21 protein-coding genes are annotated in these 22,937 nt (G+C 60.9%); 10 read left to right on the top strand and 11 right to left on the bottom strand.

The genetic code is table 11. From position 1 onward, the window contains the following. Positions 1 to 2: 2 nt before the first annotated feature. Entirely contained in the window at positions 3 to 722 is a 720-nt protein-coding gene (locus CPY51_RS12050) for an AzlC family ABC transporter permease (RefSeq protein WP_111160960.1), read from the bottom strand. 133 nt (positions 723 to 855) lie between these two features. On the opposite strand from CPY51_RS12050, the gene CPY51_RS12045 reads away from it, so the two are divergent. Next, entirely contained in the window at positions 856 to 1,110 is a 255-nt protein-coding gene (locus tag CPY51_RS12045; RefSeq protein ID WP_111160465.1) for a DUF2164 domain-containing protein, read from the top strand. Positions 1,111 to 1,115: 5 nt separating this feature from the next. On the opposite strand, the gene panB is transcribed toward CPY51_RS12045, so the two are convergent. Together panB and panC are read right to left on the bottom strand one after the other, a co-directional pair. Next, positions 1,116 to 1,937, bottom strand: coding sequence for a 3-methyl-2-oxobutanoate hydroxymethyltransferase (gene panB, locus CPY51_RS12040; RefSeq protein ID WP_111160464.1), 822 nt, complete (start codon positions 1,935 to 1,937; stop codon positions 1,116 to 1,118). A gap of 1 nt (position 1,938) precedes the next feature. Then, positions 1,939 to 2,814: a pantoate--beta-alanine ligase gene (panC, locus tag CPY51_RS12035; RefSeq protein WP_111160959.1), complete on the bottom strand. Its 876-nt coding sequence runs from the start codon at positions 2,812 to 2,814 to the stop codon at positions 1,939 to 1,941. Between the two features lie 295 nt (positions 2,815 to 3,109). On the opposite strand from panC, the gene CPY51_RS12030 reads away from it, so the two are divergent. Together CPY51_RS12030 and CPY51_RS12025 are read left to right on the top strand one after the other, a co-directional pair. Beyond that, a complete protein-coding gene (locus tag CPY51_RS12030; protein WP_111160463.1) occupies positions 3,110 to 3,514 on the top strand; it encodes a hypothetical protein in 405 nt (134 codons plus the stop codon). 216 nt (positions 3,515 to 3,730) lie between these two features. Then, on the top strand, positions 3,731 to 5,119 hold the full coding sequence (locus CPY51_RS12025) for a polysaccharide biosynthesis protein (protein WP_244598628.1): 1,389 nt from the start codon (positions 3,731 to 3,733) through the stop codon (positions 5,117 to 5,119). A 12-nt stretch (positions 5,120 to 5,131) separates the two neighbouring features. On the opposite strand, the gene pncA is transcribed toward CPY51_RS12025, so the two are convergent. Then, on the bottom strand, positions 5,132 to 5,767 hold the full coding sequence (gene pncA, locus CPY51_RS12020; RefSeq protein ID WP_111160461.1) for a bifunctional nicotinamidase/pyrazinamidase: 636 nt from the start codon (positions 5,765 to 5,767) through the stop codon (positions 5,132 to 5,134). A 78-nt stretch (positions 5,768 to 5,845) separates the two neighbouring features. Next, a complete protein-coding gene (locus CPY51_RS12015; protein WP_111160460.1) occupies positions 5,846 to 7,126 on the bottom strand; it encodes a sugar MFS transporter in 1,281 nt (426 codons plus the stop codon). Between the two features lie 426 nt (positions 7,127 to 7,552). Between CPY51_RS12015 and CPY51_RS12010 the strand changes: the two genes are divergently transcribed. Further along, positions 7,553 to 7,813, top strand: a complete 261-nt coding sequence (locus CPY51_RS12010) for a hypothetical protein (RefSeq protein ID WP_244598627.1) — start codon at positions 7,553 to 7,555, stop codon at positions 7,811 to 7,813. A gap of 2 nt (positions 7,814 to 7,815) precedes the next feature. On the opposite strand, the gene CPY51_RS12005 is transcribed toward CPY51_RS12010, so the two are convergent. Then, a complete protein-coding gene (locus CPY51_RS12005) occupies positions 7,816 to 8,340 on the bottom strand; it encodes an SAM-dependent methyltransferase (protein ID WP_244598626.1) in 525 nt (174 codons plus the stop codon). A 245-nt stretch (positions 8,341 to 8,585) separates the two neighbouring features. Continuing rightward, positions 8,586 to 11,078 (bottom strand): ATP-dependent helicase, encoded by a 2,493-nt coding sequence (locus CPY51_RS12000; RefSeq protein WP_111160458.1) that lies wholly within the window; start codon positions 11,076 to 11,078, stop codon positions 8,586 to 8,588. Between the two features lie 370 nt (positions 11,079 to 11,448). Between CPY51_RS12000 and CPY51_RS11995 the strand changes: the two genes are divergently transcribed. Continuing rightward, on the top strand, positions 11,449 to 12,450 hold the full coding sequence (locus tag CPY51_RS11995; protein WP_244598625.1) for a flagellin N-terminal helical domain-containing protein: 1,002 nt from the start codon (positions 11,449 to 11,451) through the stop codon (positions 12,448 to 12,450). Positions 12,451 to 12,603: 153 nt separating this feature from the next. Beyond that, on the top strand, positions 12,604 to 13,272 hold the full coding sequence (locus CPY51_RS11990; protein WP_111160456.1) for a YiaD family glycine zipper/OmpA-like lipoprotein: 669 nt from the start codon (positions 12,604 to 12,606) through the stop codon (positions 13,270 to 13,272). A 274-nt stretch (positions 13,273 to 13,546) separates the two neighbouring features. Here CPY51_RS11990 and CPY51_RS11985 read toward each other — a convergent pair whose 3' ends face one another. Further along, positions 13,547 to 13,954, bottom strand: a complete 408-nt coding sequence (locus CPY51_RS11985) for a DUF2000 family protein (RefSeq protein ID WP_111160455.1) — start codon at positions 13,952 to 13,954, stop codon at positions 13,547 to 13,549. A gap of 38 nt (positions 13,955 to 13,992) precedes the next feature. Between CPY51_RS11985 and CPY51_RS11980 the strand changes: the two genes are divergently transcribed. Beyond that, complete coding sequence (locus CPY51_RS11980; RefSeq protein WP_111160958.1) at positions 13,993 to 14,868, top strand: AraC family transcriptional regulator; 876 nt, start codon at positions 13,993 to 13,995, stop codon at positions 14,866 to 14,868. Positions 14,869 to 14,881: 13 nt separating this feature from the next. On the opposite strand, the gene CPY51_RS11975 is transcribed toward CPY51_RS11980, so the two are convergent. After that, on the bottom strand, positions 14,882 to 15,787 hold the full coding sequence (locus CPY51_RS11975; RefSeq protein WP_111160454.1) for a LysR family transcriptional regulator: 906 nt from the start codon (positions 15,785 to 15,787) through the stop codon (positions 14,882 to 14,884). A 91-nt stretch (positions 15,788 to 15,878) separates the two neighbouring features. On the opposite strand from CPY51_RS11975, the gene CPY51_RS11970 reads away from it, so the two are divergent. The 3 genes from CPY51_RS11970 to CPY51_RS11960 all read left to right on the top strand — a co-directional run bounded on the left by CPY51_RS11970 (position 15,879) and on the right by CPY51_RS11960 (position 22,336). Beyond that, on the top strand, positions 15,879 to 16,913 hold the full coding sequence (locus tag CPY51_RS11970) for an aldo/keto reductase (protein ID WP_111160453.1): 1,035 nt from the start codon (positions 15,879 to 15,881) through the stop codon (positions 16,911 to 16,913). 125 nt (positions 16,914 to 17,038) lie between these two features. After that, the gene (locus CPY51_RS11965) at positions 17,039 to 18,451 is read left to right on the top strand and encodes an FAD-binding oxidoreductase (RefSeq protein WP_111160452.1); all 1,413 of its coding nucleotides are present in this window, start codon (positions 17,039 to 17,041) and stop codon (positions 18,449 to 18,451) included. 93 nt (positions 18,452 to 18,544) lie between these two features. Next, a complete protein-coding gene (locus CPY51_RS11960) occupies positions 18,545 to 22,336 on the top strand; it encodes an AsmA family protein (protein WP_111160451.1) in 3,792 nt (1,263 codons plus the stop codon). Between the two features lie 18 nt (positions 22,337 to 22,354). Here CPY51_RS11960 and CPY51_RS11955 read toward each other — a convergent pair whose 3' ends face one another. Then, positions 22,355 to 22,582 (bottom strand): ribbon-helix-helix domain-containing protein, encoded by a 228-nt coding sequence (locus tag CPY51_RS11955; RefSeq protein WP_111160450.1) that lies wholly within the window; start codon positions 22,580 to 22,582, stop codon positions 22,355 to 22,357. A gap of 105 nt (positions 22,583 to 22,687) precedes the next feature. Next, a complete protein-coding gene (locus tag CPY51_RS11950) occupies positions 22,688 to 22,882 on the bottom strand; it encodes a DUF4169 family protein (protein ID WP_111160449.1) in 195 nt (64 codons plus the stop codon). Positions 22,883 to 22,937: the final 55 nt, after the last annotated feature.

Raw genomic sequence — 22,937 nt, 5'->3', positions numbered from 1 at the left:
CGTCAGACCTCGCCGTTTTCAGTGGCGAGATCTCGCTCCGTTTCCGGCCTCAGCGGCAACACAGCCGCCAGTGCGACGCCCGCAAGCGCCCCGATGCTGACATGCCAGGGCGAGCCGACATAGCGGTAGGCAACGGCGGAGGCGATGGCGCTGGCTGCAACAACGGGCAGGAAATTGTCGCGGGTGCGGAAGCCCATGACGATGCCGAGGAAATAGATCGGCAGCAGGATATCGAGACCGATGATGCTCGGATCGCCGATCAGGCTGCCAAGCAGCCCGCCGATGATACTCGCCGCGATCCAGGGAATATAGATCGCCAGCGCGAAGCCGAGATACCAGATGAAAGTGACCGGCTTTCCTTCCTCGCCGCGCTTGGCGGCGGCGGCAAATTGCGGATCGACGAGGAAAAAGAAGGTGAAGAATTTCTGGACGGGCGAGAATTCGCTGACATATCGGGCGATCGCTGCCGAATAGAGGATGTGGCGAAAATTGACGGCTAGGATGGAGAGCACGATCAGCCAAGCCTGGACATTATGGCCGAACAGGTCGAGGCCAACCATCTGGCTGGCGCCTGCATAGACGGTTCCGCTCATCAGCGTCAGTTCGCCGAGCGACATGCCTTGGTCGCGGGCAAGCGCGCCGAAAAGTGCTCCAAATGGTGCGGCTGCGAGCCCGACCATCGTGCCGCCGCGCAGGCCTTCGTAGAATTCAGGCCGGTTGATTGCCATTGCTGCCCCTCCGGTTAATGTTGTGCTGTAAGTCGCATGGCCTTCGCGGGCAATTCAAATACATTGATAGGTCTATCGATTCCGCTGAACCATCATTGCCAAGACTAGTTTCAAGGAGAAATCGCCGGTGAAGAAGATCGTGTTTTCGAAGGAGGAAAAGGCTGCGATCGTCGGGCGCATCCAGCAATATTTCGCAGACGAACTGGACCAGACGATCGGCGTTCTTCCAGCGGAATTTCTGCTCGACTTCTTTGCGACCGAAATCGGCGCCAACTATTATAATCAGGGGCTACAGGATGCGCATGCAGCCCTGACGAAGCAGATGGAAGATTTCAGCGAAGCCATCTATCTGCTGGAACGCAAGCCGGACGACAAGAAGTAGCCAGGCTATTTCTTCGGCTTGAACGTATGCTCGGGTCCCGGAAATGTGCGGGCCTTGACCTCGTCGGCATAGGCTTCGGCTGCCTTCGAAACCAGTGGAGCAAGCTCGGCGAAGTGCTTGACGAAGCGCGGCTTAAAATCGTTGAAGAGGCCGAGCATGTCGTCCGAGACGAGGATCTGGCCGTCGCAGGCGGGCGACGCGCCGATCCCGATGGTCGGGACGGAGATCGCGGCGGTTATCTCCCGCGCCAACGGTTCGACGGTTCCCTCGACGACCATACCAAAGGCTCCGGCCTCAGCGATCGCGCGAGCGTCGCGGCGGATTTTCTCGGCCTCTTTTTCGGAGCGGCCAAGCGAACGATAGCCGTCCATGGTGTTGATCAACTGCGGCATCAGCCCGACATGACCGAAAACGGGAATGCCTCGGGCAGTCAGAAACGAGACCGTCTCGGCCATTTCCTCGCCGCCTTCGAGCTTGACCCCATCACATCCCGTTTCCTTCAAGATGCGGGCAGCGCTGCGGAACGCCTGTTCTTTCGATTCCTGATAGGCGCCGAAAGGAAGGTCGACGATGACGCAGGCGTGCTTGACGCCGCGCATGACGCCCTGTCCGTGAGCGATCATCATTTCGAGCGTCACGCCAACAGTCGTTTCCATCCCGTAGAGCACCATGCCGAGGCTATCTCCGACCAGCAGCAGGTCACAATGTGGATCGAGGAGGCGGGCGATCGGCGTCGTATAGGCGGTCAGCGACACGATCGGGCGGCCGCCTTTCATCGCCTCGATCTGTGCAGGGGTGATCCGCTTTACGTGGCCGGTGGCGCTCATCTCAATCCGCTCTCTGGTTGTTGTCGTTCGTTTGGCCGATCACCCGGTTGTCGAGCAGCCTTGTCGTCCCGATGCGGACGAAGAGCGCGACGAGGACGGGATGGCCCTGGAGCCTTGGCAGGGGCTTCAGCGTTTCCGGATCGCGAACAGCCGCGACTTCGACCGTCGCAAGTGGTTCGCGGGAGATGAAATTGCGGATTGCGGCTTCAAAGTCGGCGGGGTTGTCCGCCCCCTCGCTATAAAGCCGTTCCGCTTCTGCGAGCGCGCGCGGCACTATTGCGGCTGCAGCCCGCTCCTCGCTGGTCAGGTAGCTATTGCGGGAGGAGAGCGCCAGGCCGTCCGTATCGCGCACGGTCGGAACCGGGACAATCTCGACCGGCTGGGCTAGGTCCTCGACCATGCGGCGGATGATTGCCACCTGCTGGTAGTCCTTTTCCCCGAAATAAGCCTTGTCCGGCTGCACGATATTGAAGAGCTTGGTCACGACGGTGGCGACGCCGGCAAAATGCCCAGGCCTGACCGCGCCCTCAAGCTCCGCGCCCAGCGACGGCACGTCGACGACGGTTTCCATCGGCCTTGGATACATGTCGGTGACGCCGGGGGCAAAGATGAAGTCGATGCCGGCCTCGCGCAGCATGTCGCTGTCACGGGCCAGATCGCGCGGATATCTTGCAAGGTCCTCGTTGGCGGAAAATTGCAGTGGGTTGACGAATATCGAGGCGACGGTGACGTCGTTCTCGCTGCGGGCACGCCTGACAAGCTCCATGTGGCCGGCATGCAGATAGCCCATCGTCGGCACGAGACCGATGCGTCGGGCTGCCTGCCTGTGCGGGGCAAGTTTTTCGCGCATCGCGGCTATCGTGTCGATCACTTCCATCAGGCGCTCCCTTACCGGATGCCGGCGCGGCATTCGCCCCTCCGTCATCCCACCCTCGTAATTTGCCGGCTCTCTACCCTGTGCTGCGGCGAAAGGCAAACGGGCCGAGCGGCAGACACGTGGGATACCCGGAATTTTCGGACCTTTGGAGGTCGTCATCATTGTCGTGAACGCAACTTCACGTAACGGGACCGTCGATCTGCGCGCACGTCTTACGATCAAAGACATATTGGTATACCTCAGGGAGGGTGTTATCATTCGGCGTTAATGCGACCGAAAAGTTTGGGAGAGGGCTATGAAAATTTTCAGTTTCATTCGGAATTCCTTGGCATTTGTCGCGCTCGTAATGGTCATCGCCGCGCCGATGCTGGCTGCTTCGCCTGCTGATGCCTACTATCGCCGTGGTGCTGCCGGATGCGGCCCGCGCGGATGTGCCGCCGCAGGTTGCGGTCCGCGTGGCTGCGCTGCTGTTGGCACGCGCCGAGGCGGGCCAGTGTATCGACGCCCGGCCGGTGTCGTCGTCGTCAATCCGCGTCGCTATTGGCGGCCCGGCGGCGCGATCGCTGCCGGTGCTGCGGTAGGGTTTGTCGCGGGTGCCGCTGCCGTTGCCATTGCCGGCAACCCGCCGAAGGCAGGACAATGCTGGTACTACACGACGCCAGCCCGAACCTCGGGATTCTGGGACGTATGCCCGAGATAAACTAACCGGGTCTGGAAGCCGTCAAGGCTGGGCAACTGTCGATCCTCGGATACCCCGGGCGCGCTGCAAGCGTGCCTGGACAGGCCGTGACGCGCCAACGCCATCCCTTGGCGAGCGGGCCCACGGAACGGCCGATTGCCGCAAGCGCGCCGGATCTCGCGGCAATTTAGGACTTTCCTCAGCTTTTTGCGCTTATCTCCAGAGATGGCGAAGATCGTGGCGTTGGCGGCATATTTCTATCAGGCGGCAGTAGCTTTCGGGCTGTTGCTGACTGTAGCGCATGTACTTTCGCCGGCCGATTATTCCCGCTATTCCCTGTTCATCTCGATCAGCCAGTTCACGGCGATTTTCTGCTTCGAGTGGATTCGCTTTGCCTGCAGCCGTTTCTATCCGGGCCGAACGCAGCACAGCGAAGCGTCGGAGCGTCGCGCCCTGACAATTGAGTTTGCCGTCTCGGCCGTTTTCTGCGTTCTTGCCGCAGCGGCCTCCATCATCTTTGGCGTCCCTCCCGCCATTGCGTTGCTCGGCGGTCTGGTGGCGGTATTCCAGGGCGCCAGCGATCTGCATCTGACAATTCTGCGCTTCAAGCAGCAATTCCGCATCTTCTCCCGGCTGCAGGGCTCGCGCGCGACAATCCTTGCCGCGGGTACGCTCGGCGGTACAGCGCTCTCGCAGACCTTTGCTTTCACCGCAGGGGGCCTGCTTGCGGGGTACCTCGTCTATTCGCTTGTCGCCTTCCTGGCGACGCGGAACCGTCTCACGGAGGCGGCGGCTTTCGAGCCCAAGCTGGTGCGCAAGCATTTCGTCTATGGCAGCGTTGCCGCCGGCGCCGCCGTTGTCGCAATGCTGGCGCCGCTCACACTGAAATCGATCCTGACAGGCATGCTCGGTACCGAAGGAGCAGCCGGAGTGCTGCTGGCGCTCGATCTTCTCCAGCGGCCGTTCGTGCTCATCGTCTCTGCGCTCCAGGCCATTCAATATCCCGACATTGTCGCTCTCTACGACCGCGAGGGGGAGACGTCGCTATTGCGCCGCAGCTTGGGCGAATATTATTCCCTGCTTACGGGCTTCGCGTTCATGACTGCATCGGGCATTTTCGCGCTGCTCCAGCCGATCGGCCATTTCATCATCGCTAGCGGCCTGCAGCAGGGTTTCCTGGCCGCGGCGCCCTTTGTGACCGGTGTTGCGGTTTGCCGGGCGCTGACCCAGAACATGCTGCCGACGCCGTCGCATCTGCGCCACCACCTGAGGTCGATCTTTCTGTTGTCTTTGGCGGATTGCCTGCTGCTCAATGGAGGCGTGCTGGCCGCCGGCCATCTTGTTTCGAGCCAGAGCGGCGGCATCCTGATGGCTGGCGGCATGGTCGGCGCCGTGATCGGAATGCTGATCGGAATAAAGGTGCTTATCGCATTGCCGTTCGATCTCATCTGGCAGCCGGTGGCGCTGTCTGCCGTGGGGATCGTCATTCCTGTCCTTGCGACAGCCGGCTTCAACTACAATCTGTGGATTTCAGTCGCTGTCGGAGTTGTTGGCGGGGGGTTCTTCTGTCTCCTCGGCCTCTATAGTTTTTTCGTCAAAATGTTCCGGCATCGGGCCTCATCATAGGGCTCGGCAGTGTTAGTGACCTGTGTCGGCAACTGCCTCGCTGCTATCGACGATGCTGACACCGCGGGAGCGCATTTCCTCAATTGCGTCCCGAACGCCGACCGGATCGATGCCGCGGCTGGCGTCCTCTATGAAGCGGACCCTGACGCCCGGAAGCATCTCGACTGCGTCGAGCGCGGAGAATTTCACGCAGTAGTCTGTCGCAAGGCCGCAGAGATCGAGCTCCGTCACCCCTTTCGACCTCAGATATTCGGCGAGGCCCGTCAGCGCTGCCTGATCATTGTCGCGGAAGGCCGAATAGCTGTCGACCAAGGGGTCCTGGCCCTTCTGATGGATCGAATGAATTTCTGCCGTATTCAGCGCCGGATGGAATTCGGCATCCTCCGTTCCCTGGATGCAGTGGTCCGGCCACATCATCTGCGGCTTGCCGGAAAGAGTTCCCATCTCGAAAGGTTTCTTGTCGGCGTGCGATGACGCGAAGCTGCCGTGATCGGCCGGATGCCAATCCTGCGAGGCGACGATCAGATCGTAGTGGCCGCTGCCAATCAGCCGGTTGGCGACCTGCACAATCTGGTCGCCCTCCGGCACCGCCAGATTGCCGCCCGGGCAGAAGCCGTTCTGGATATCGATCAGCAGCAGGGTCTTCATCGGCACGTCCTTCGTTTTTCCTGTCGCCACGATGCCAAGCACTCGTGCAAGGATCAAGTGCTTGGCTTTGACTTCGCTTCAGACAGCCTTGTGACCCTTGAGCCCGTAATAGGCGATGTAGGCGTAGCAAAGGATCGGCATCAGGAAGGCGAGATGGATGCCGATGGTATCGGCGAGGACGCCCTGGATGACCGGCAGCACGGCACCGCCGACAATGGCGAGGCACAGAATGCCGGAGCCCTGGCTGGTGTATCGCCCAAGGCCGTGCAGCGCCAAGCTGAAGATCGTCGGGAACATGATCGAATTGAAGAGCCCCACTGCAAGCACGGTCCACATGGCGACATGGCCAGTCGTCAAGACTGTCGCCAACAACAGAATGGCTGCGATCAGGGCATTGAAGGCAAGCGCCTTGCCGTCGTCGACATATCGCATCGCCACCGAGCCGATGAAGCGACCGATCATCGCGCCGCCCCAGAAATATGAAACATAATGGGCTGCATCGGCTTCGGAGAGCTTGGCGATGTCGGGCTGGCTGAGGAAATTGACCAGGAAACTCCCGACGCTGACTTCGGCGCCGACATAGAGAAACAGGCCGATCGCACCGAGGATCAGGTGAGGATACTGCCATGCGGAGCCGCCGCCGCGGATCGGCTGGACGGTTTCCTCGTCTTCGACATGCGGCAGCTTCAGCGCCGCGAAAATGGCGGCGAGTACGATCAAGGTAATGGCGAGGATCAGATAGGGGAACTTGACCGCGCTCGCCTCGGCCAGATGCAGCGCGTCGAGTTGCTCCGGCGTCGCATTGTCGACAGCGACCGTTGCGGCCGACAGGATGAGGAAGGCGCCGAAGGTTGGAGCGAGGGTCGTGCCCAGCGAATTGAAGGCCTGGGTGAGCGTCAGCCGGCTCGCCGCGGTATCTGGGGCGCCGAGGACGGTCACATAGGGATTGGCAGCGACCTGAAGGATGGTGATGCCGGTGGCAAGCACGAAAAGCGCGCCGAGGAACAGGACATAGATCCTATAATGGGCCGCCGGGATGAAGAGCGCGCAGCCGATTGCCGCAATCACGAGGCCGACGACGATGCCCCATTTGTAGGTGATGCGCTTGACCAGCGCTCCGGCCGGCAACGAAACGATGAAATATGCCCCGAAAAAGCAGAGCTGGATCATCATCGATTGCGCGTAGTTGAGCGAGAAGACATTCTTCAGGTGCGGCACCAGAATGTCGTTCAGGCAGGTAATGAAGCCCCACATGAAAAACAGCGACGTTAGCGCGACAAGCGCAAATTGATAGTTGTTCTGCCCCTGCCGTACTGACGTGCCGACGGCGACGGAGCTGCTTGTTGTTATCCCAGCCACTTGATCTGTCCTTAAATCCGTTGTTGCCAGCAGGATAACTCCTTCAGGTCCACCGAGATAGCGGAACTGGCAGCGGCTCGCCGGGGAGACCGTTCAAAGATACGGAAGGCTCGGGCCGCACGAATTGATATAGCTCAGGGGTCCGATATTGGTAGTGTGCTAGCGATGTCGATTTTGCAGGGCAGCAACGCGTTGGGTGGCGGGCTTGGGGCAGGTGTGGTGATGGTTACGCTTACTTGCTAGAATTGAATCTTGTTAGAAGAAGGCATTTCAAATTGGAGGAAGTAAAACCATGGGCAGTCTTGTCAAAATTTCATTATGTAATAATAGTTGCAAGGAGCATCAATAAAAGGTGAGATTGTGACGCAGCGAGCAGAACCGAGTGGCCGACGGCTTTCCGAGGCAGACGCTTCCTTAGTTAAGGGCATGGTCGCTCGCAACGATCGTCACCATGATATCGCCGCTTGGTTTGGCGTAAATCAAGGACGGATTGCGGAAGTAATATCCGGTAGAAAATTTCAAGGCGCTGCCGTAGCTTCAACCGACGACCTCCCACCGCCCGGACCTTATTCTTCAGGCAGAGCCGCTCACCAGGCTCTAAAGGCTCTGGAAGAAGCAAAAGCGGCGCTCGATCTTGCAGCCAAGAATATTGAGCAAGCGCTAAAAGACGTAAAAAAACTTGGATGATATTAGACCTGAGATAGCATTTTTACGCTGGTGCGCCCAGTAGTGGACAAGTCCAAATGCTGTTTGGTCGAGTAAATTGGCATTTCGTAATCTCCAGCACGTTCTAATAATTTTCGGCAAGGCGGCACCCACATGAGCCGCGGGCTTTCAGCTACGTCCTTTTCCCATACAAGCCAAGCATAGCCCGTCGCGGTAGTTGCCTTTCTATCGAGCCGACCTTTAACCATCGGCACTCGTTCAGTGAATTGAGCAAACCTGCTAGGTGGTTGATTAACAAAAATGTTTTCGTATCGACCAATGCTTTCTAGAAAGACAGTTCTTGCAAGTATTGCGACGCCAACGCGAGCGACGTTAAGTGCGTGTAGCACAAACGCTTCCGCCAACCGGAAGGGCGGATTTGTGATAACCCAGTCATGGGAATTGGCCTCGTAGGGAATTGCAAGAAAATCACGAGCGGTCCCGTATCCATAGTCATATGCATCTGAGGAAGTCACAGAGCCGAAATATTCTTTCAAGACTTTCGCCATGTGTCCTGCACCACATGCTGGCTCAAGACAAGTTCTGCTGACAAGCGAGGATTTGTCGGAAAGGATGTGTTCGAGGAGCGCCCTTGTCGCCCACGGTGGAGTGGGGAAGTCATCAGGACTATCATTTGGTTCAGTCCGCTGCGCCATCACAGCGTGTGATCTATTTTGCATTCGGGCCACGACCTTGAAAAGAGAACGAATCATTCGGTGAAAGGCTAGCACGCCGTTCGGGATTCAGGGGAAGTTCAAACCCGCTCCACAAACCCGTCCAGTACCCGCTTTTCCCCGGCTCGATCAAACTCGATCGTGAGCTTGTTACCCTCGATCCCCGAGATGTTGCCGTTGCCGAATTTTATGTGGAAGACGCGTTCGCCGATGGCGAAGCGGGAAGGGGTTTCGGTGGTGGATTTGGCGACGAGTTCGCCGTCGATGGTGCGGGCTTTCGGGCCGCTTTCGCCGTAGCCTATGCGTTCGACGGCGTGGCCGGAGCGTGAGCCCCAGTTGTCGCGGGTGGCGTCGGTGCGGTTGGCCTGTGCGCGTTTCCAGCCGGGGGTTGAGTAACTGTTTGCGAAGGGCTCCGCCTTGTCGAAGCGGGATTGGCCGTAGCCGCCGCGCCCGTAACCGCCATAGGATTGCTCCGTCTCGGCGACCGAGACGTGCGTCGCCGGGAGTTCGTCGAGGAAGCGGGAGGGCAGGGTCGATTGCCAGAGGCCGTGGATGCGGCGGTTCGAGACGAACCAGATATGGCAGTGGCGCTTGGCGCGGGTCAGGCCGACATAGGCGAGGCGGCGTTCCTCTTCGAGCCCGGCACGGCCGGATTCGTCGAGCGAGCGCTGGTGCGGGAACAGGCCTTCCTCCCAGCCGGGCAGGAAGACTGTCTGGAATTCCAGTCCCTTGGCGGAGTGCAGCGTCATGATCGACACCGCGTCCAGGTTTTCGTTCGTCTCTGCATCCATGACCAGCGACACGTGTTCGAGGAAGCCGCGCATGCTCTCGAAGCTGTCCATCGAGCGGATCAGTTCTTTCAGATTGTCGAGCCGACCCGGCGCTTCGGCCGATTTGTCGTTCTTCCACATGTCGGTATAGCCGGACTCTTCGAGGATCTGCTCGGCGAGTTCGGTATGCGGGGTGTTTTCGAGGCGCTCCTGCCAGCGGCGGAAGGACATGACGACGTCGAACAGCGCCTTGCGCGGCTTCGGCTTCATCTCGTCCGTCTCGATGAGATCATGTGCCGCCGCGAGCATCGGAATGTCGCGGGCGCGGGCATAGTCGTGCAGGGTGCGAACCGCGGTGTCCCCGAGGCCGCGCTTCGGCGTGTTGACGATCCGCTCGAAGGCAAGGTCGTCGGCCGGCTGGCATACGAGGCGGAAGTAGGCCATTGCGTCGCGGATTTCGAGACGTTCGTAGAAGCGTGGGCCGCCGATGACGCGATAATTCAGGCCGAGCGTGACGAAGCGATCTTCGAACTCTCGCATCTGGAACGAGGCGCGCACCAGGATCGCCATATCGTTGAGAGCGTGTTTCAGGCCGCTGCTGTCGCCGCGCTGCAGCTGCTCGATTTCTTCACCAACGGCGCGGGCTTCCTCCTCGGAATCCCAGGCGGCATGCACCTGCACCTTGTCGTCGTCGGGGTTGGTGCGGTCGGTAAACAGCGTCTTGCCGAGCCGGCCCTCGTTGTGGGCGATCAGGTGCGCGGCAGCGCCGAGAATGTGTTCGGTCGAGCGGTAGTTGCGCTCGAGCTTGATGACCTTGGCGCCCGGGAAATCCTTTTCGAACCGCAGGATATTGTCGACCTCGGCGCCGCGCCAGCCATAGATCGACTGGTCGTCGTCGCCGACGCAGCAGACATTCTGCAGCTCGCCCTTCGGCCGCTGCGCCAAGAGCCTCAGCCACATGTACTGGGCGGTGTTTGTGTCTTGGTATTCGTCGACGAGGATGTAGCGGAAGCGCTGGTGGTAATCCTTCAGGACATCAGGGTTCTTGCGGAACATCGTGATCGGGTGCAGCAGGAGGTCGCCGAAGTCGCAGGCATTCAGCGTCTTCAGGCGCGCCTGGTAGGCGGCGTAGAGTTCGCGGCCCTTGCCGTTGGCAAATGCGCGTGCGTCGCCTTCGGGGATATCGGCCGGCGTCATGCCCTTGTTCTTCCAGCCGTCGATCATGCCGGCAAACTGCTTGGCCGGCCAGCGTTTGTCGTCGAGGCCCTCAGCCTGGATCAGCTGCTTGATGAGGCGGACGACGTCGTCGGTGTCGAGAATGGAGAAATCGGACGTGAGGCCGACCAGCTCGGCGTGGCGGCGCAGCAGCTTGACGCCGATCGAGTGGAAGGTGCCGAGCCAGGGCATGCCTTCGACGGCGCCACCGACGAGAAGGGCAACGCGCTCCTTCATCTCGCGCGCCGCCTTGTTGGTGAAGGTGACGGACAGGATCTGCGAGGGGTAGGCGCGGCCGGTCGACAGGATATGGGCGATGCGGGTGGTCAGCACGCGGGTCTTGCCTGTGCCGGCGCCGGCGAGCACCAGCAGCGGCCCTTCGAGAGTCTCGACGGCTTCGGTCTGCTCCGGGTTGAGACCAGCGAGATAATCCGGCCGGCGGCCGGCGTCGCGGGCAGCCATCGCGCGGGCAGCAATACCGCCGACGCCAGAGCCCGCGGGAGCACTTGGAGCCGCGGCAGGTCTGCGCGGCGCGGCCTCCTGCGGCTCCTCGTCGAAGAAGGGGATATCGTCATGTCCTGTCGTCATGCGGCCCAATGTAGTGATTCGGTTCCGAAAGGCAAAAGGAACGGGCTAAAATAAGAACAAAAAGTGCACATTGATGGCGTTTTCTCGATCGTCCCCTCGATCCGTCGTGACCGTGGGGAACATCGGATGGAGGCCGCTATACTTCGATGTCAGTGTCATGGTTACTAGTTATGATGAAGAGCTTCTAAATTTTATACGTTTATTAAGTATACTCGATGAAGAATGGTTTCGTACCGCGGCGTGGGGCCCTTTGTTTTTTCCGCCTCCACTCCATCGCTGATTTCTTCAGCCCAGGCGCATGACTGCGTTTCGGAAGGTTCATTTTGTTCAGTTTTGCGTCCGTGTATCGTTGCGTCGGAGTACCAGTTCCGTGAGTGTAAATTTGACCCCTTCAGTGAAGGTGGCCCTGGAGGTATTGCGAGATACCCAGGCCAAACTGACGACCACCCAAAGGCAGATCGCGACAGGTTATCGCGTCGGCACAGCCAAGGACAATGCTACCTATTGGCAGATTGCAACGAGAACGCGCTCGGATATCGGCGCGGTTTCTGCGGTCCAGGATGCGCTGGGTCTGGCGCAGGCGACCGTCAACGTCGCCTCCACAAGCGTCTCGACCGCTGTCGACATCGTCACGCAGATCAAGGCAAAGCTTGTGACGGCCGAAGAGGGCAGCGTCGACAAGACCAAGCTCAATGACGAGATTACCCAGCTGAAGCAACAATTGCGCAGCGTCGGGCAATCGGCGAATTTCAATGGCGACAACTGGGTAGTGCTCAGCGGCAATGCCGATCCTTCGCTACCCAAGCAAATCCCGGCATCCATCATCCGCAGTGCCGACGGGACCTTCTCCATCGGACGGCTCAGCTACGACGGATCCGCCTCCAGCACCGGCTCGTTTTCGACCTCCGATGCGCGCTATCTGATCGACGATCGGACCAGCGGCAGCGGCGGTTACGGCGTGCTGACGTCGACGGCCTTTGCAGCCCAGGTCGGCGCCGGGCAAAACTACGTGATGCTGACGAACCAGGGCGGCAGCACGACGGGGCAGGTGGAGATCGCGCTCGATTCGACGACCACCAATGGCCAGATCGACGACATGCTGAGCGTCGTCAACGCGATGCTCGGCCAGATGACCAATGTGGGGTCGGCCTTCGGTTCGCTGGAGGCGCGCGTGAACATGCAGGATACATTTGCCAAGAACATGAGCGATACGCTGACGAGCGGCGTCGGAAAGCTGGTCGACGCTAATATGGAGCAGGAATCGACGAAACTGGCGGCGCTGCAGACCCAGCAGCAGCTCGGAGTACAATCGCTTTCGATCGCCAATGCCAGTTTCACCGTGATCGCGCAGCTGTTCCAGAACATCCATTGACGCGGCGAAGCAAAGTAGGGTTGCAATCCTGTGTGAAAGGCCATGGAAGTACCCGTTTCGGGAGTGCTTCCAGTGGCTTGGAAGCGTGCATCCATGATATTGCCTTAATCATTCATCAGCTCTCAGCCATCTGATCCGGAGACCATTGATTCCATGCTAAAGAAATTCGTCCTGCTTGCCGTTTCCGCCGCTTTCCTCAACGCCTGCACGACGACCGATCCTTATACCGGTCAGCAGAAAGTCTCCAATACGGCGGGTGGAGCTGCCATCGGCGCGGGGCTGGGCGCGATCGCGGGCCTTGCCGTCGGCGGTTCTCCGGTCGGGCGGCGCAATGCAGCACTTATCGGCGCCGGCATCGGCGCGCTCGCCGGCGGTTCGATCGGCAACTACATGGACCAACAGGAAGCGGAGCTTCGCCAGCAGCTCCAGGGCACGGGGGTTTCGGTCACCCGCGTCGGCGACCGCATCATCCTCAATATGCCGTCGGCGATCACCTTCGACACCGATCAGGATGCGGTGAAGCCGGAATTCTACCAGACGCTGAATTCCGTGGCGATCGTGCTCCGGAAGTTCAATCGTACGCTCGTCGACGTCAACGGCCATACGGACTCGACCGGCAGCATGCAGCATAACCAGGAGCTTTCGGAACGCCGGGCCATGTCGGTTGCCGGCTATCTCGGCAGCCAGGGCATCGATCAACGCCGCATGTCCGCCGTCGGCTTCGGCCCGACACAGCCGGTCGCCACGAACGCAACGGAGGCCGGTCGCGCGCAGAACCGCCGCGTCGAAATCCAGATCGCTCCGATCACGCAAAACGGCTGAGTGTTAGTTACCTCCCCCTTGATGGGGGAGGTCGCGCAGCACGCGCGTGTGGGACGTTGAGCCCTCATCCTGGGGTGCAATTCGAAGAATTGCCTCGAAGGACGAGGGCGCTTGCATGGATGCCGGCCATTTTCTTAAACGATGCACCCCGAGGCCAGCCCTCGTGGTTCGAGCTTCGCCGCCTCCGCCTTCGCTTCGGCAGCATCGCACCTCACCATGAGGACTGGAGCCACATCTGCATAGGCAATAGTCCTTTCAGGTAGGGCGCGGGGCACTATGTGTGCATCGTCGCACCCTTGGTGATCTTGTCGACGATCTTTTTTTCGGCGCGCAGGGCAATGCCGACGACACGGGCGTCTTCGGGCCCGAACTTTCCGAAAACCTCACGATTGGCGACGTCATGGCCGGTCGCAAACATTTCCTCGATGAAGATCGATGAGGTAATCCGGCGTTCCAGCGAGCGGCGGTGGATCGCGGCGATGGTTTCGTCATCCGCCGAGAGCACGATCATCGGCTGGATCGAAAGCGGATTGTAGAGGTTGCCCGCATTGTCGCGATAGGCCTCGCCGATGACGTCAGGATACTGACCGACGATGCCGCTCACCAGAAATGCCGTGACGTTCAGCTTTTGCCATGACGCAAGATTGTTTCGCAGGACGATCGCAATTTTGGTATCGAACATTAAATGTATCTTCCATGCCGTTTATCGAGGATCACTCATTGGGCGAGGATGTATCCGGCAACGTCTTTGCCGGTCTTGAACGTTCGTGCGAGACGCCGCAGGCGAATGGCATCTTCTCGGCGCCGGCTTATCCCGGGATCGAGCGTATCCAGGCGCAGTTTCGCGGCGACGCGTTCGACCTGCATCGGCACGACACCTATGCGCTGGGCGTGACGATCCGCGGGGTGCAGACATTCCGCTACCGCGGCGAGCGCCGTTACAGCCAGCCGGGCAGGGTGATCGTGCTACATCCGGACGAACTGCACGATGGCGGGGCGGCGACCGAGGACGGACTTGTCTATCGGATGCTTTATCTCGAGCCGTCGCTATTGGTCCGATGCCTTGGAGCGGCGCGCATCGGGCTGCCTTTCGTTGACGATCCTGTCCTTGTGGACGACCGCCTTGCAAACCTTTTGCTCGGTGCGCTCGGCGACCTTGACCGCGAACTGGATGAGCTTTTCGTCGACGACTTCGTCTCCCGCGTGGCCGACGGCCTTGCCGGCCACGCACGGGCGCCGCTTAAACCATTGGGGGCGGTAGCGCTAAGGCAGGCGAATGCGGCGCGGGAATATCTCGAGGCGCATGCGATGCGCGGCGTTCGTTCAGAAGAGCTGGAGCGGGTGACCGGGCTCGATCGCTTTGCGCTGTCCCGGCATTTTCGCGCGGCCTTCGCCACCAGTCCGCACCGTTTCCTGCTGATGCGCCGATTGCAGCAGGCCCGCAGCATGATCGCTGCCGGCGGGGCGCTTGCCGATGTCGCGGCGGCGACCGGCTTTGCCGATCAGAGCCACCTGACACGGCACTTCAAGAAAGCCTTCGGTATTGCGCCGGGCGCCTGGGGCAGCATGATCGGCGGCGGTCCCGTCTCGGCTTGAGTTTGCAGGGATATTAGGAAAGCCGGACATTCTCACCGAGGAAATCGAGCAATGCCCTGACGCGAGCAGGCAGCGGCCCTCCCTGGCCGATGTAGACGGCGTGAAATTCCTCGATATCGCCGGGGTTTGCTGCTTCAAGAACCTCGACCAGCCGCCCGGCATCGATATCGCGACGAACGGTGAAGCCCGCCAGTCGCGCAAGGCCGGCCCCCGCCAGAGCCAGGTGTCGCATCGCTTCACCGTCGCTTGCGCGCAGCGGATTTTCCAATCGCGCGACGATGCGCGCGCCGTCGACGATCAGCGGCCAGCCCTCGACCGCGCGCTGATAGGAGAAGGCGATCTTCAAATGACCGTCTATGTCGGCGGCCGAGGTCGGCGTTCCGCGTTCGGCAAGATAGGCGGGCGAGGCAACGATCGCCATCCGGGTTCCGCCAAGCTTGCGGGCAATCAGCTGTGAACTCTTCATCGGTCCTGCCCGGATCGCGACGTCGGCCCGCTCCTGCATCAGATCGACGACCAGATCGGTGATGCTGATATCGAGCGTGACGGCGGGATGGCGGTGGAGGAATTCAGAGACCAGCGGTGCCAGGATATGATTGGCGAACGAGGCGCTCGTGTTGACATGGATGCGACCGGCCGGCTGTTCGCCCGCCGAAGCGTGCCGTTCGGCCTCCGCGATTTCCGCCAGGATGCGGATGCTGCGCTCGTAGAAGACGCAGCCTTCCGGCGTCAGCTGCAGCTTGCGGGTGGAACGGTTGACGAGACGCGTGCCGAGGCGGCCTTCAAGCCGTGACAAAAGCTTGCTGACGGCGGAGGGCGTCATTCGGCAGTCGCGCGCGGCAGCGGAGAAGCCACCGAGGTCGACAACCCGAACGAAGACCTCCATCGCGCCGGAGCGGTTGATATCCTGTCGACCCATTGTGAATTGAACTCATGATTGCTGTGCTTTGACGCAGTCTAACTCATAGCCGCCAGGTGATCTACCTCTATGGGAACAACAGGAGATCGACATGGAATACAGAAATCTTGGAAAATCCGGCCTCAAGGTTCCGGCATTGAGTTTCGGCGCGGGAACCTTTGGCGGCAGTGGCCCGCTCTTCGGCGCCTGGGGGACGACGGATGCGACGGAGGCCCGTCGGCTGGTCGACATTTGCCTTGAGGCCGGCGTCAATCTGTTCGATACGGCTGACGTCTATTCCGCCGGCGCCTCGGAAGAGGTGTTGGGGCAGGCGATCCGGGGTCGACGCGCCGACGTCCTGGTCTCGACCAAGATGGGCCTGCCGATGGGAGACGGACCGAATGATGCGGGCACCTCCCGTGCGCGGCTGATCCGCTCGACCGAGGATGCGCTTCGTCGTCTCGGCACCGACTACATCGACCTCTTGCAACTCCACGCCTTCGATGCGGCTGCGCCGGTCGAGGAGGTGCTGTCGGCGCTGGACGATCTGGTTTCGTCCGGTAAGGTCCGCTACGTCGGCGCATCGAATTTTGCCGGATGGGAATTGATGAAATCCCTGGCTGCGGCCGACCGGGGCGGTCACCCGCGCCATGTCGCCCATCAGGTCTATTACTCGCTGGTCGGCCGCGACTACGAATGGGAATTGATGCCACTCGGTGCGGACCAGGGCGTCGGTGCGCTGGTCTGGAGCCCGCTCGGTTGGGGACGCCTGACGGGCAAGATCCGCCGCGGCGTGGCGTTGCCGCAAGGAAGCCGCCTGCACCAGACAGCGGAGTTCGGCCCGCCGGTCGATGACGAGAAGCTGTTCGAAATCGTCGATGTGCTTGATATCCTCGCAGAGGAGACTGGTAGATCGGTGCCGCAGATTGCAATCAACTGGCTGCTGAGCCGCCCGACGGTGTCGAGCGTTATCATCGGCGCACGCAATGAGGGGCAGTTGCGGCAAAATCTCGGTGCTGTCGGCTGGAGCCTGAATGCGGACCAGATCGCGCATCTTGATGCTGTCAGTGCCGTGACGGCGCCCTATCCTTACTTTCCTTATAGGCGGCAGGAGGGATTTGCTCGTCTTAACCCGCCACTGGTCTAAGCAGGGCCTGTTCAGTTCCTGCCACGCAAAGAATTCGCGCTGGAATCTTGGACTGGACAGGACTGTTCCGTTGTCCCATAGAACCGTTCAATGAACCCATGACATAGCGGGATGGAGTCGGAAGAATGGCGCTGGCGGATGCAACGGCAGGAACGCGCAACGAGGCGGGAATCGCCGCCGCGCTCGGCATTCTGAAACAGGCATTCGGCGACCGTTTCCAGACGGGCCAATCGTTTCGGGAGCAGCATGCGCACACCACCACCTATATTCCCGCCCAGCTTCCGGACGGCGTGCTCTTTGCTGAAACCGCCGACGACGTGAAGGCTGCTGTCAAGGTCTGCGCCGAGCACAAGGTTCCCGTCGTCGCATTTGGCATGGGCTCCTCTCTGGAGGGGCAGGTCAACGCGCCGCGGGGCGGAATATCCATCGATTTCAGCCGCATGAATCGCGTCCTGGAAGTGAATGCCGAAGATCTGGACTGCACGGTCGAGCCGGGCGTGACGCGCGAGGAACTCAATACCTACCTCAGGGATACGGGCCTGTTTTTCCCGATCGATCCCGGCGCCAATGCCTCGATCGGCGGCATGGCGTCGACGCGGGCGTCGGGTACCAATGCGGTGCGCTATGGGACGATGAAGGACAATGTGCTCGCTGTGACTGTCGTCACCGCCAACGGCGAGGAAATCCGCACGGCGCGCCGGGCGCGAAAGTCGTCGGCTGGGTATGATCTGACCCGGCTCTTCGTCGGTGCCGAGGGGACACTCGGGATACTCACCTCGGTGACGCTCAAGCTACAGGGCATCCCGCAGAAGATCGCGGGGGGCGTTTGCGTCTTCCCCAGCATCAAGGCTGCCTGCGATGCGGTTATCATGACAATCCAGATGGGCATTCCGGTGGCGCGCATCGAGCTGCTCGATGCCGTGCAGATGCGCGCATGCAACGCCTATTCCGGTCTCTCCTACGCCGAACAACCGACACTGTTCCTGGAGTTTCATGGAACAGACGAGACGGTGCCGCTGCAATCGGCGGAGTTTGCCGAAATCGCTGCGGAGTGCGGCGGCGGCGAATTTCTCTGGACGGGAAACCCGGAGGAGCGGAACAAGCTCTGGAAGGCACGTCACGACGCCTATTGGTCGGCGAGGGCGCTGGCGCCTGAGATGGCGGCGCTGTCAACCGATGTCTGCGTGCCGATATCGCGGTTGGCCGATTGCGTTACCGAGACGCAGGTCGATATCGAGACCCACGGGCTGCTTGCGGCAATCGTCGGACATGCCGGCGACGGCAATTTCCACGTGCTTTTGCTTTTCGACGACAAGACCCCCGAGGGGGTTGCTGTTGCCGAGGGTTTCGTGACGCGGCTCAATGCCCGGGCGCTGGCGATGGACGGCACCTGCACGGGCGAACATGGTATCGGCCAGGGCAAGATGTCGTTTCTCGAACAGGAGCTTGGCGGCGCCGTCGATCTGATGCGGCAAATCAAGCGGGGGCTTGATCCGGACGACATTTTCAATCCCGGCAAGATCTTCCGCGAGCATTGAAAAATAGAATATTGCCATGATCTTGGCTTGCTCCAGACACGAATGACGCTAGGCTAGCGTCGCAATCGGAAGGCGGAACGGAGACGGTGTTCATTGTTAGGTAAGGTCCTGGTTATTCTGGGTGGAATCCTGGTAGTGGTGCTGTTCGTGGCTCTGCTTGCTCCGCTCTTCATAGACTGGACCGGTTTTCGTCAGAGTTTCGAGGACCAGGCAAGCCGAATCATCGGCAAGAAGGTCACCGTCCACGGCAGCGTCGACGCTCGCCTGCTGCCCTTTCCCTCGGTGACGCTGCATGACGTTCGTGTCGGGCAAGAGCCGGACGGGACGCCGCTGGTGCAGATTGCCGAATTCTCGATGGATGCCGAGCTTGCACCGTTCCTCTCCGGCGAAGCGCTGATCTTCGACATGCGCGTGTCCCAGCCGAAGGTACGTCTAAGGTTACTGAAGGACGGCACGCTCGACTGGATGCGGGGCAGCCAGTCCGAAATTCCGGCCAAGACAGTCGTGCTCGAAAACGTGCATGTCGAGGGCGGAGAGGTCGAGTTCATCGATGAGCAATCCGGCCGTACCCGCCACATCACCGGCCTCAACGCCGAGATGTCGGCCAAATCTCTCGCCGGCCCGTGGCGTGTGGAGGGTGATGCGGCGCTTGACGGCGAGCAGGGCAATTTCTCAATTTCCAGCAGCCAGCCCGATGAGAACGGCGTCCTGCGGGTCCGAACCCGATTGCTGCCGCAGCGGCATCCGGTCAACATCGATCTCGACGGCGAATTGAAACTGGTCAACAGCAAGCCGGACTATATCGGTTTCTTCTCCGGCGGCGTCGAAACCAAGCAGGTGCGCAAGTCCTCGGGCGACGGAAAGTCGTCGGACCCGCGCATCAAGGGCCGTTTCGAGCTGACCAACGAGCGCATCCGCGTTCCCGAATATCGCCTTGAACTCGGCGCGGTCGACGACCCTTATGTCATCACCGGCGAAGCAACGCTCGATACCGGCAACCAGCCGGAATTCCTGTTGACGGCCGACGGTCAGCAGATCGACGTCAACCGGCTCGCCGATCCCGGCCCCAGCGGCAAGACGACGCGCGATCCCGGCGTCTCGGCGCGGCAGCGGCTGAACAACCTGATCGCGATCGCTGCCGACATACCGGTGCCGCAGGTGCCGGGCCACGCGAGTGTGCGGCTGCCGGCGATCGTTGCGGGCGACACGACGTTGCGCGATATCAAGCTGGATCTCGAGCCGGCTGGGACCGGCTGGAAGATCGACAATGCGGTTGGCACCTTGCCAGGACGAACCCAGGTCGAGGCGAAGGGCAGGCTGACCCTTCATGGCGACGCCAATTTCACCGGCAACATCGTCGTCGCTTCGAACCAGCCGTCGGGGCTCGCCTCGTGGCTTTCCGGCGCTGTCGATCCGGCAATCAGGCAGTTGAAGGCCGCCGGTTTTTCCGCAGATGTCAGCCTGGCGCATGGGCGGCAACGCTTCGAGAACCTCGAAATCGCCATCGGTTCGGCAAACCTCAAGGGCCGGCTCGACCGTGAGGCGCAGGCGAACGAGCAACCGAAACTTGCCGTCGATCTTTCCGGCGATACGCTCGATCTCGATGCGCTCAGGGCTTTGACGAGCCTGTTCACCGGCCAGGAGGCGGGCAACAACGTTCTCGACCACCGGATCAGCGCTCATCTGAAGGCCGACAAGTTCAGCGCCTTCGGTGTACAGGCCGAGAATGTCGAGACCGCGTTCGGTATTGCCGATGGGTCGTTGCAGCTCGACCGCCTGTCCGTGCGCGACCTTGCCGGCGCCGAGATAACCGCGACGGGAAGGGCTCAAGGGTCGCTGCTCGACTACAAGGGCTCCGGCGAGATCACCTTCAAGGCGGCGGATCCCGGCGCGTTCTTCGAGATGATGAGCAAGCATTTGCCACATCACCCCGTCCTTGACCGCCTCGTGCGCAATTCGGCCTGGTATGGCAATACGGCACTTCGCGGCGCACTGACGCTGGGTGGCGATCAGGGCGATGGTCTGGCGCTGACGCTTGCCGGCGTCTCGAACGGCAGCCGCGTCAACCTCGACTATCGCATGTCGGATCTCCTGGCGCTCACCGGAAAGGGGACGACAACGCTGGAGGCGACGCTCGAGAACTCCGTCACCTCGATCCTCTTCGGCCAGGCAGGGCTCGATCCTCTGCCGGTCGAGGCCGATGCCAATGGCCGCCTGACGCTGAAGGTTACGGCAAACGGCACCGATCCCGCCGATGCGGCCCTGACTTTTGCTACCGACAAGACCTCGTTTACGGCCAACGGAAAAGTCGACGTGCGGCCGGCAACGTTTCTCAACGGCAATATCGCGATGTCGCTGGAGAGCGCCGATCTCGATCCCTACCTCGTCATGAACGGCATCGGCTTACCGCAGATGGGGACGGGGATGCCGGCCAAGTTCCAGGCCAATGCGGCGATCGATGCCGACAAGCTGGTTTTCTCCGATATGAAGGGGCAGTTTGCCGACAATCCTGTTTCAGGTGCACTCACCTTCGACCGCAAGGCGCCGAATTTGAAGGCGTCGGGCGAGATTGCACTTGGCAAAGCCGACCTCGGCTGGCTGGCGGAGGCGATCTATGGATCGGTCACGGATCCCGCGACCGGCAATCTCACCAAGGCAAAGCTCGGCCTGCCGACGTTCAACGGGCTTGACGTCAACCTCAAGCTTTCGGCCAAACAGATGTGGCCTGATGTTTTCGGGCCGATCAGCGATTTCAGCAGCAACGTCGCCTACAAGGGCGATGCTGTACAGATGAACGATATCGCCGGCGGCTGGAGCGGCGGCAAGCTCAGCGGCCGGCTGATGTTTGCCAATTCCGACGGCACCGCGCTGCTGCAGACGAAGCTCGATCTCGCCAATGCCGATCTTGCCGCGGTCGGCTGGCAGCGCGACGGCGCGCCGTTGGCGACCGGCCGCTTTGCTATGGGTCTGACACTTGAGGCGAGCGGCAAGAATATGAGCGAGCTTGCCGCCGCCGCGAGCGGTTCAGGCGAACTGAAGCTTGGCGAGACCAAGATCCGGGGGTTGAATCTTGCCATTCTGCCGTCGCTGCTGTCGGCGACGGACCAGATCCAGGGCGACGTGGCCGCCGACAAAATTCGCCCGATCGTGCAGACTTTGCTCAACAATGGCGAGGCCGCGCTCGGTCCGCTCAGCGTTCCGTTCAACATCTCGTCCGGGGTCGTCCGTGTGGACAATGTCAATGCGGTGAACGACCTTGCCAAGGTCTCCGGGCATGCGGAGATCGACCTGCCGGATCAAAGGCTCAAGGGCTCGCTCGGGATCGACCTCAATGCCGGCGCGGACGCGATGACCGGTGCCAATCCAGGGCTGCGTCTCGACTTTTCCGGCGCGCTGGTGACGCCCGGCCGCACGCTCGACGTCACTGATATCACCGGATTCCTATCTCTGCGGGCCTTTGAGCGCGAACGGCGGCGTGTGGAACGCTTGCAGGCGAGCGTGCTCGAAAAGCAGCGCCTGCGCCGCGAAGTGGCGCTCTACAAATACGACGCCGTGGAGCGGGAGCTGCAGCGCCAGCGAGACGCCATCACCCAGCAGCAGCGGGAGGCGGAGGAGCAGCGGCTGAGGGTGCTGGCACAGCAGGCAGCTGCGCAACGCCAGGCGGATGCCGAGGCAAAGGCGAAGGCCGACGCCGAAGCCAAGGCAAAGGCGGATGCCGATGCAAAGGCGCAGGCTGCTGCCCAGGCGCAGGCCGACGCCAAGGCAAAGGCCGACGCGGATGCCAAGACGAAAGCACAATCGCAGCAAGGCCAGACGACGAATGGGGTCTCTCCGCAGGGCGCCGGCTCGCTGAACTTCAACGCCCTGCCGGGCAACCCTCAATAGGGTCAGTACTCGCCGACGCTATCCCCCACCTTCGGCGGCGAGATCTTTCAGCCACTGCAGAACGTGAAGCCGCAGCGCCGAGGAAAGGTTGCTGTCCGGCGGACGTTGGTCGTCGATTTCGGAGATCAAGGCGGCCTGCGATATGCCCCGTGCGCCCGCTATGATCTTGAGCTCATCCCAAAACGCGTCTTCGAGGGAAAAGCTGGTGCGGTGGCCGTGCAGCGTCGCGGAATGCTTGCGGATCATCAGGGGTTCCGGCGCTTCACGAATTGAATCAAGGGGCTCGGAAACTGATTCCGGATAGAGGAGTAAGTGATTGATTTCAGATGCAATTGGCGCCTGACGTCTGTCTCAGTCGTCTGATTTTGGAGGCTCGATGTGGCCTTGGTCGAGAGCCTTTCGAGCTTTCTCGTTGAGCTTGGTGGTCAGCTGCTTTTCGGTACCGGTTCGGCCGAAGCTGATGCGGTTCTGCTCGGCCTGCTTTTCCCTTTCTGAACGGGCCTGCTTCTTGCGGAACTGTTTCAGGTTGACGATTTCGGCGGTCATCGATCCTTCTCCCATGGTCCTCGATTATCGAAGCAGGAATGGAGAAATGAAAAGG

Origin of the sequence: Arminella tubonensis (assembly GCF_003240585.1) — a bacterium.
In the GTDB taxonomy this organism is placed as follows: domain Bacteria; phylum Pseudomonadota; class Alphaproteobacteria; order Rhizobiales; family Rhizobiaceae; genus Rhizobium; species Rhizobium tubonense.
This window is presented reverse-complemented; position numbering and strand designations above follow the sequence as displayed.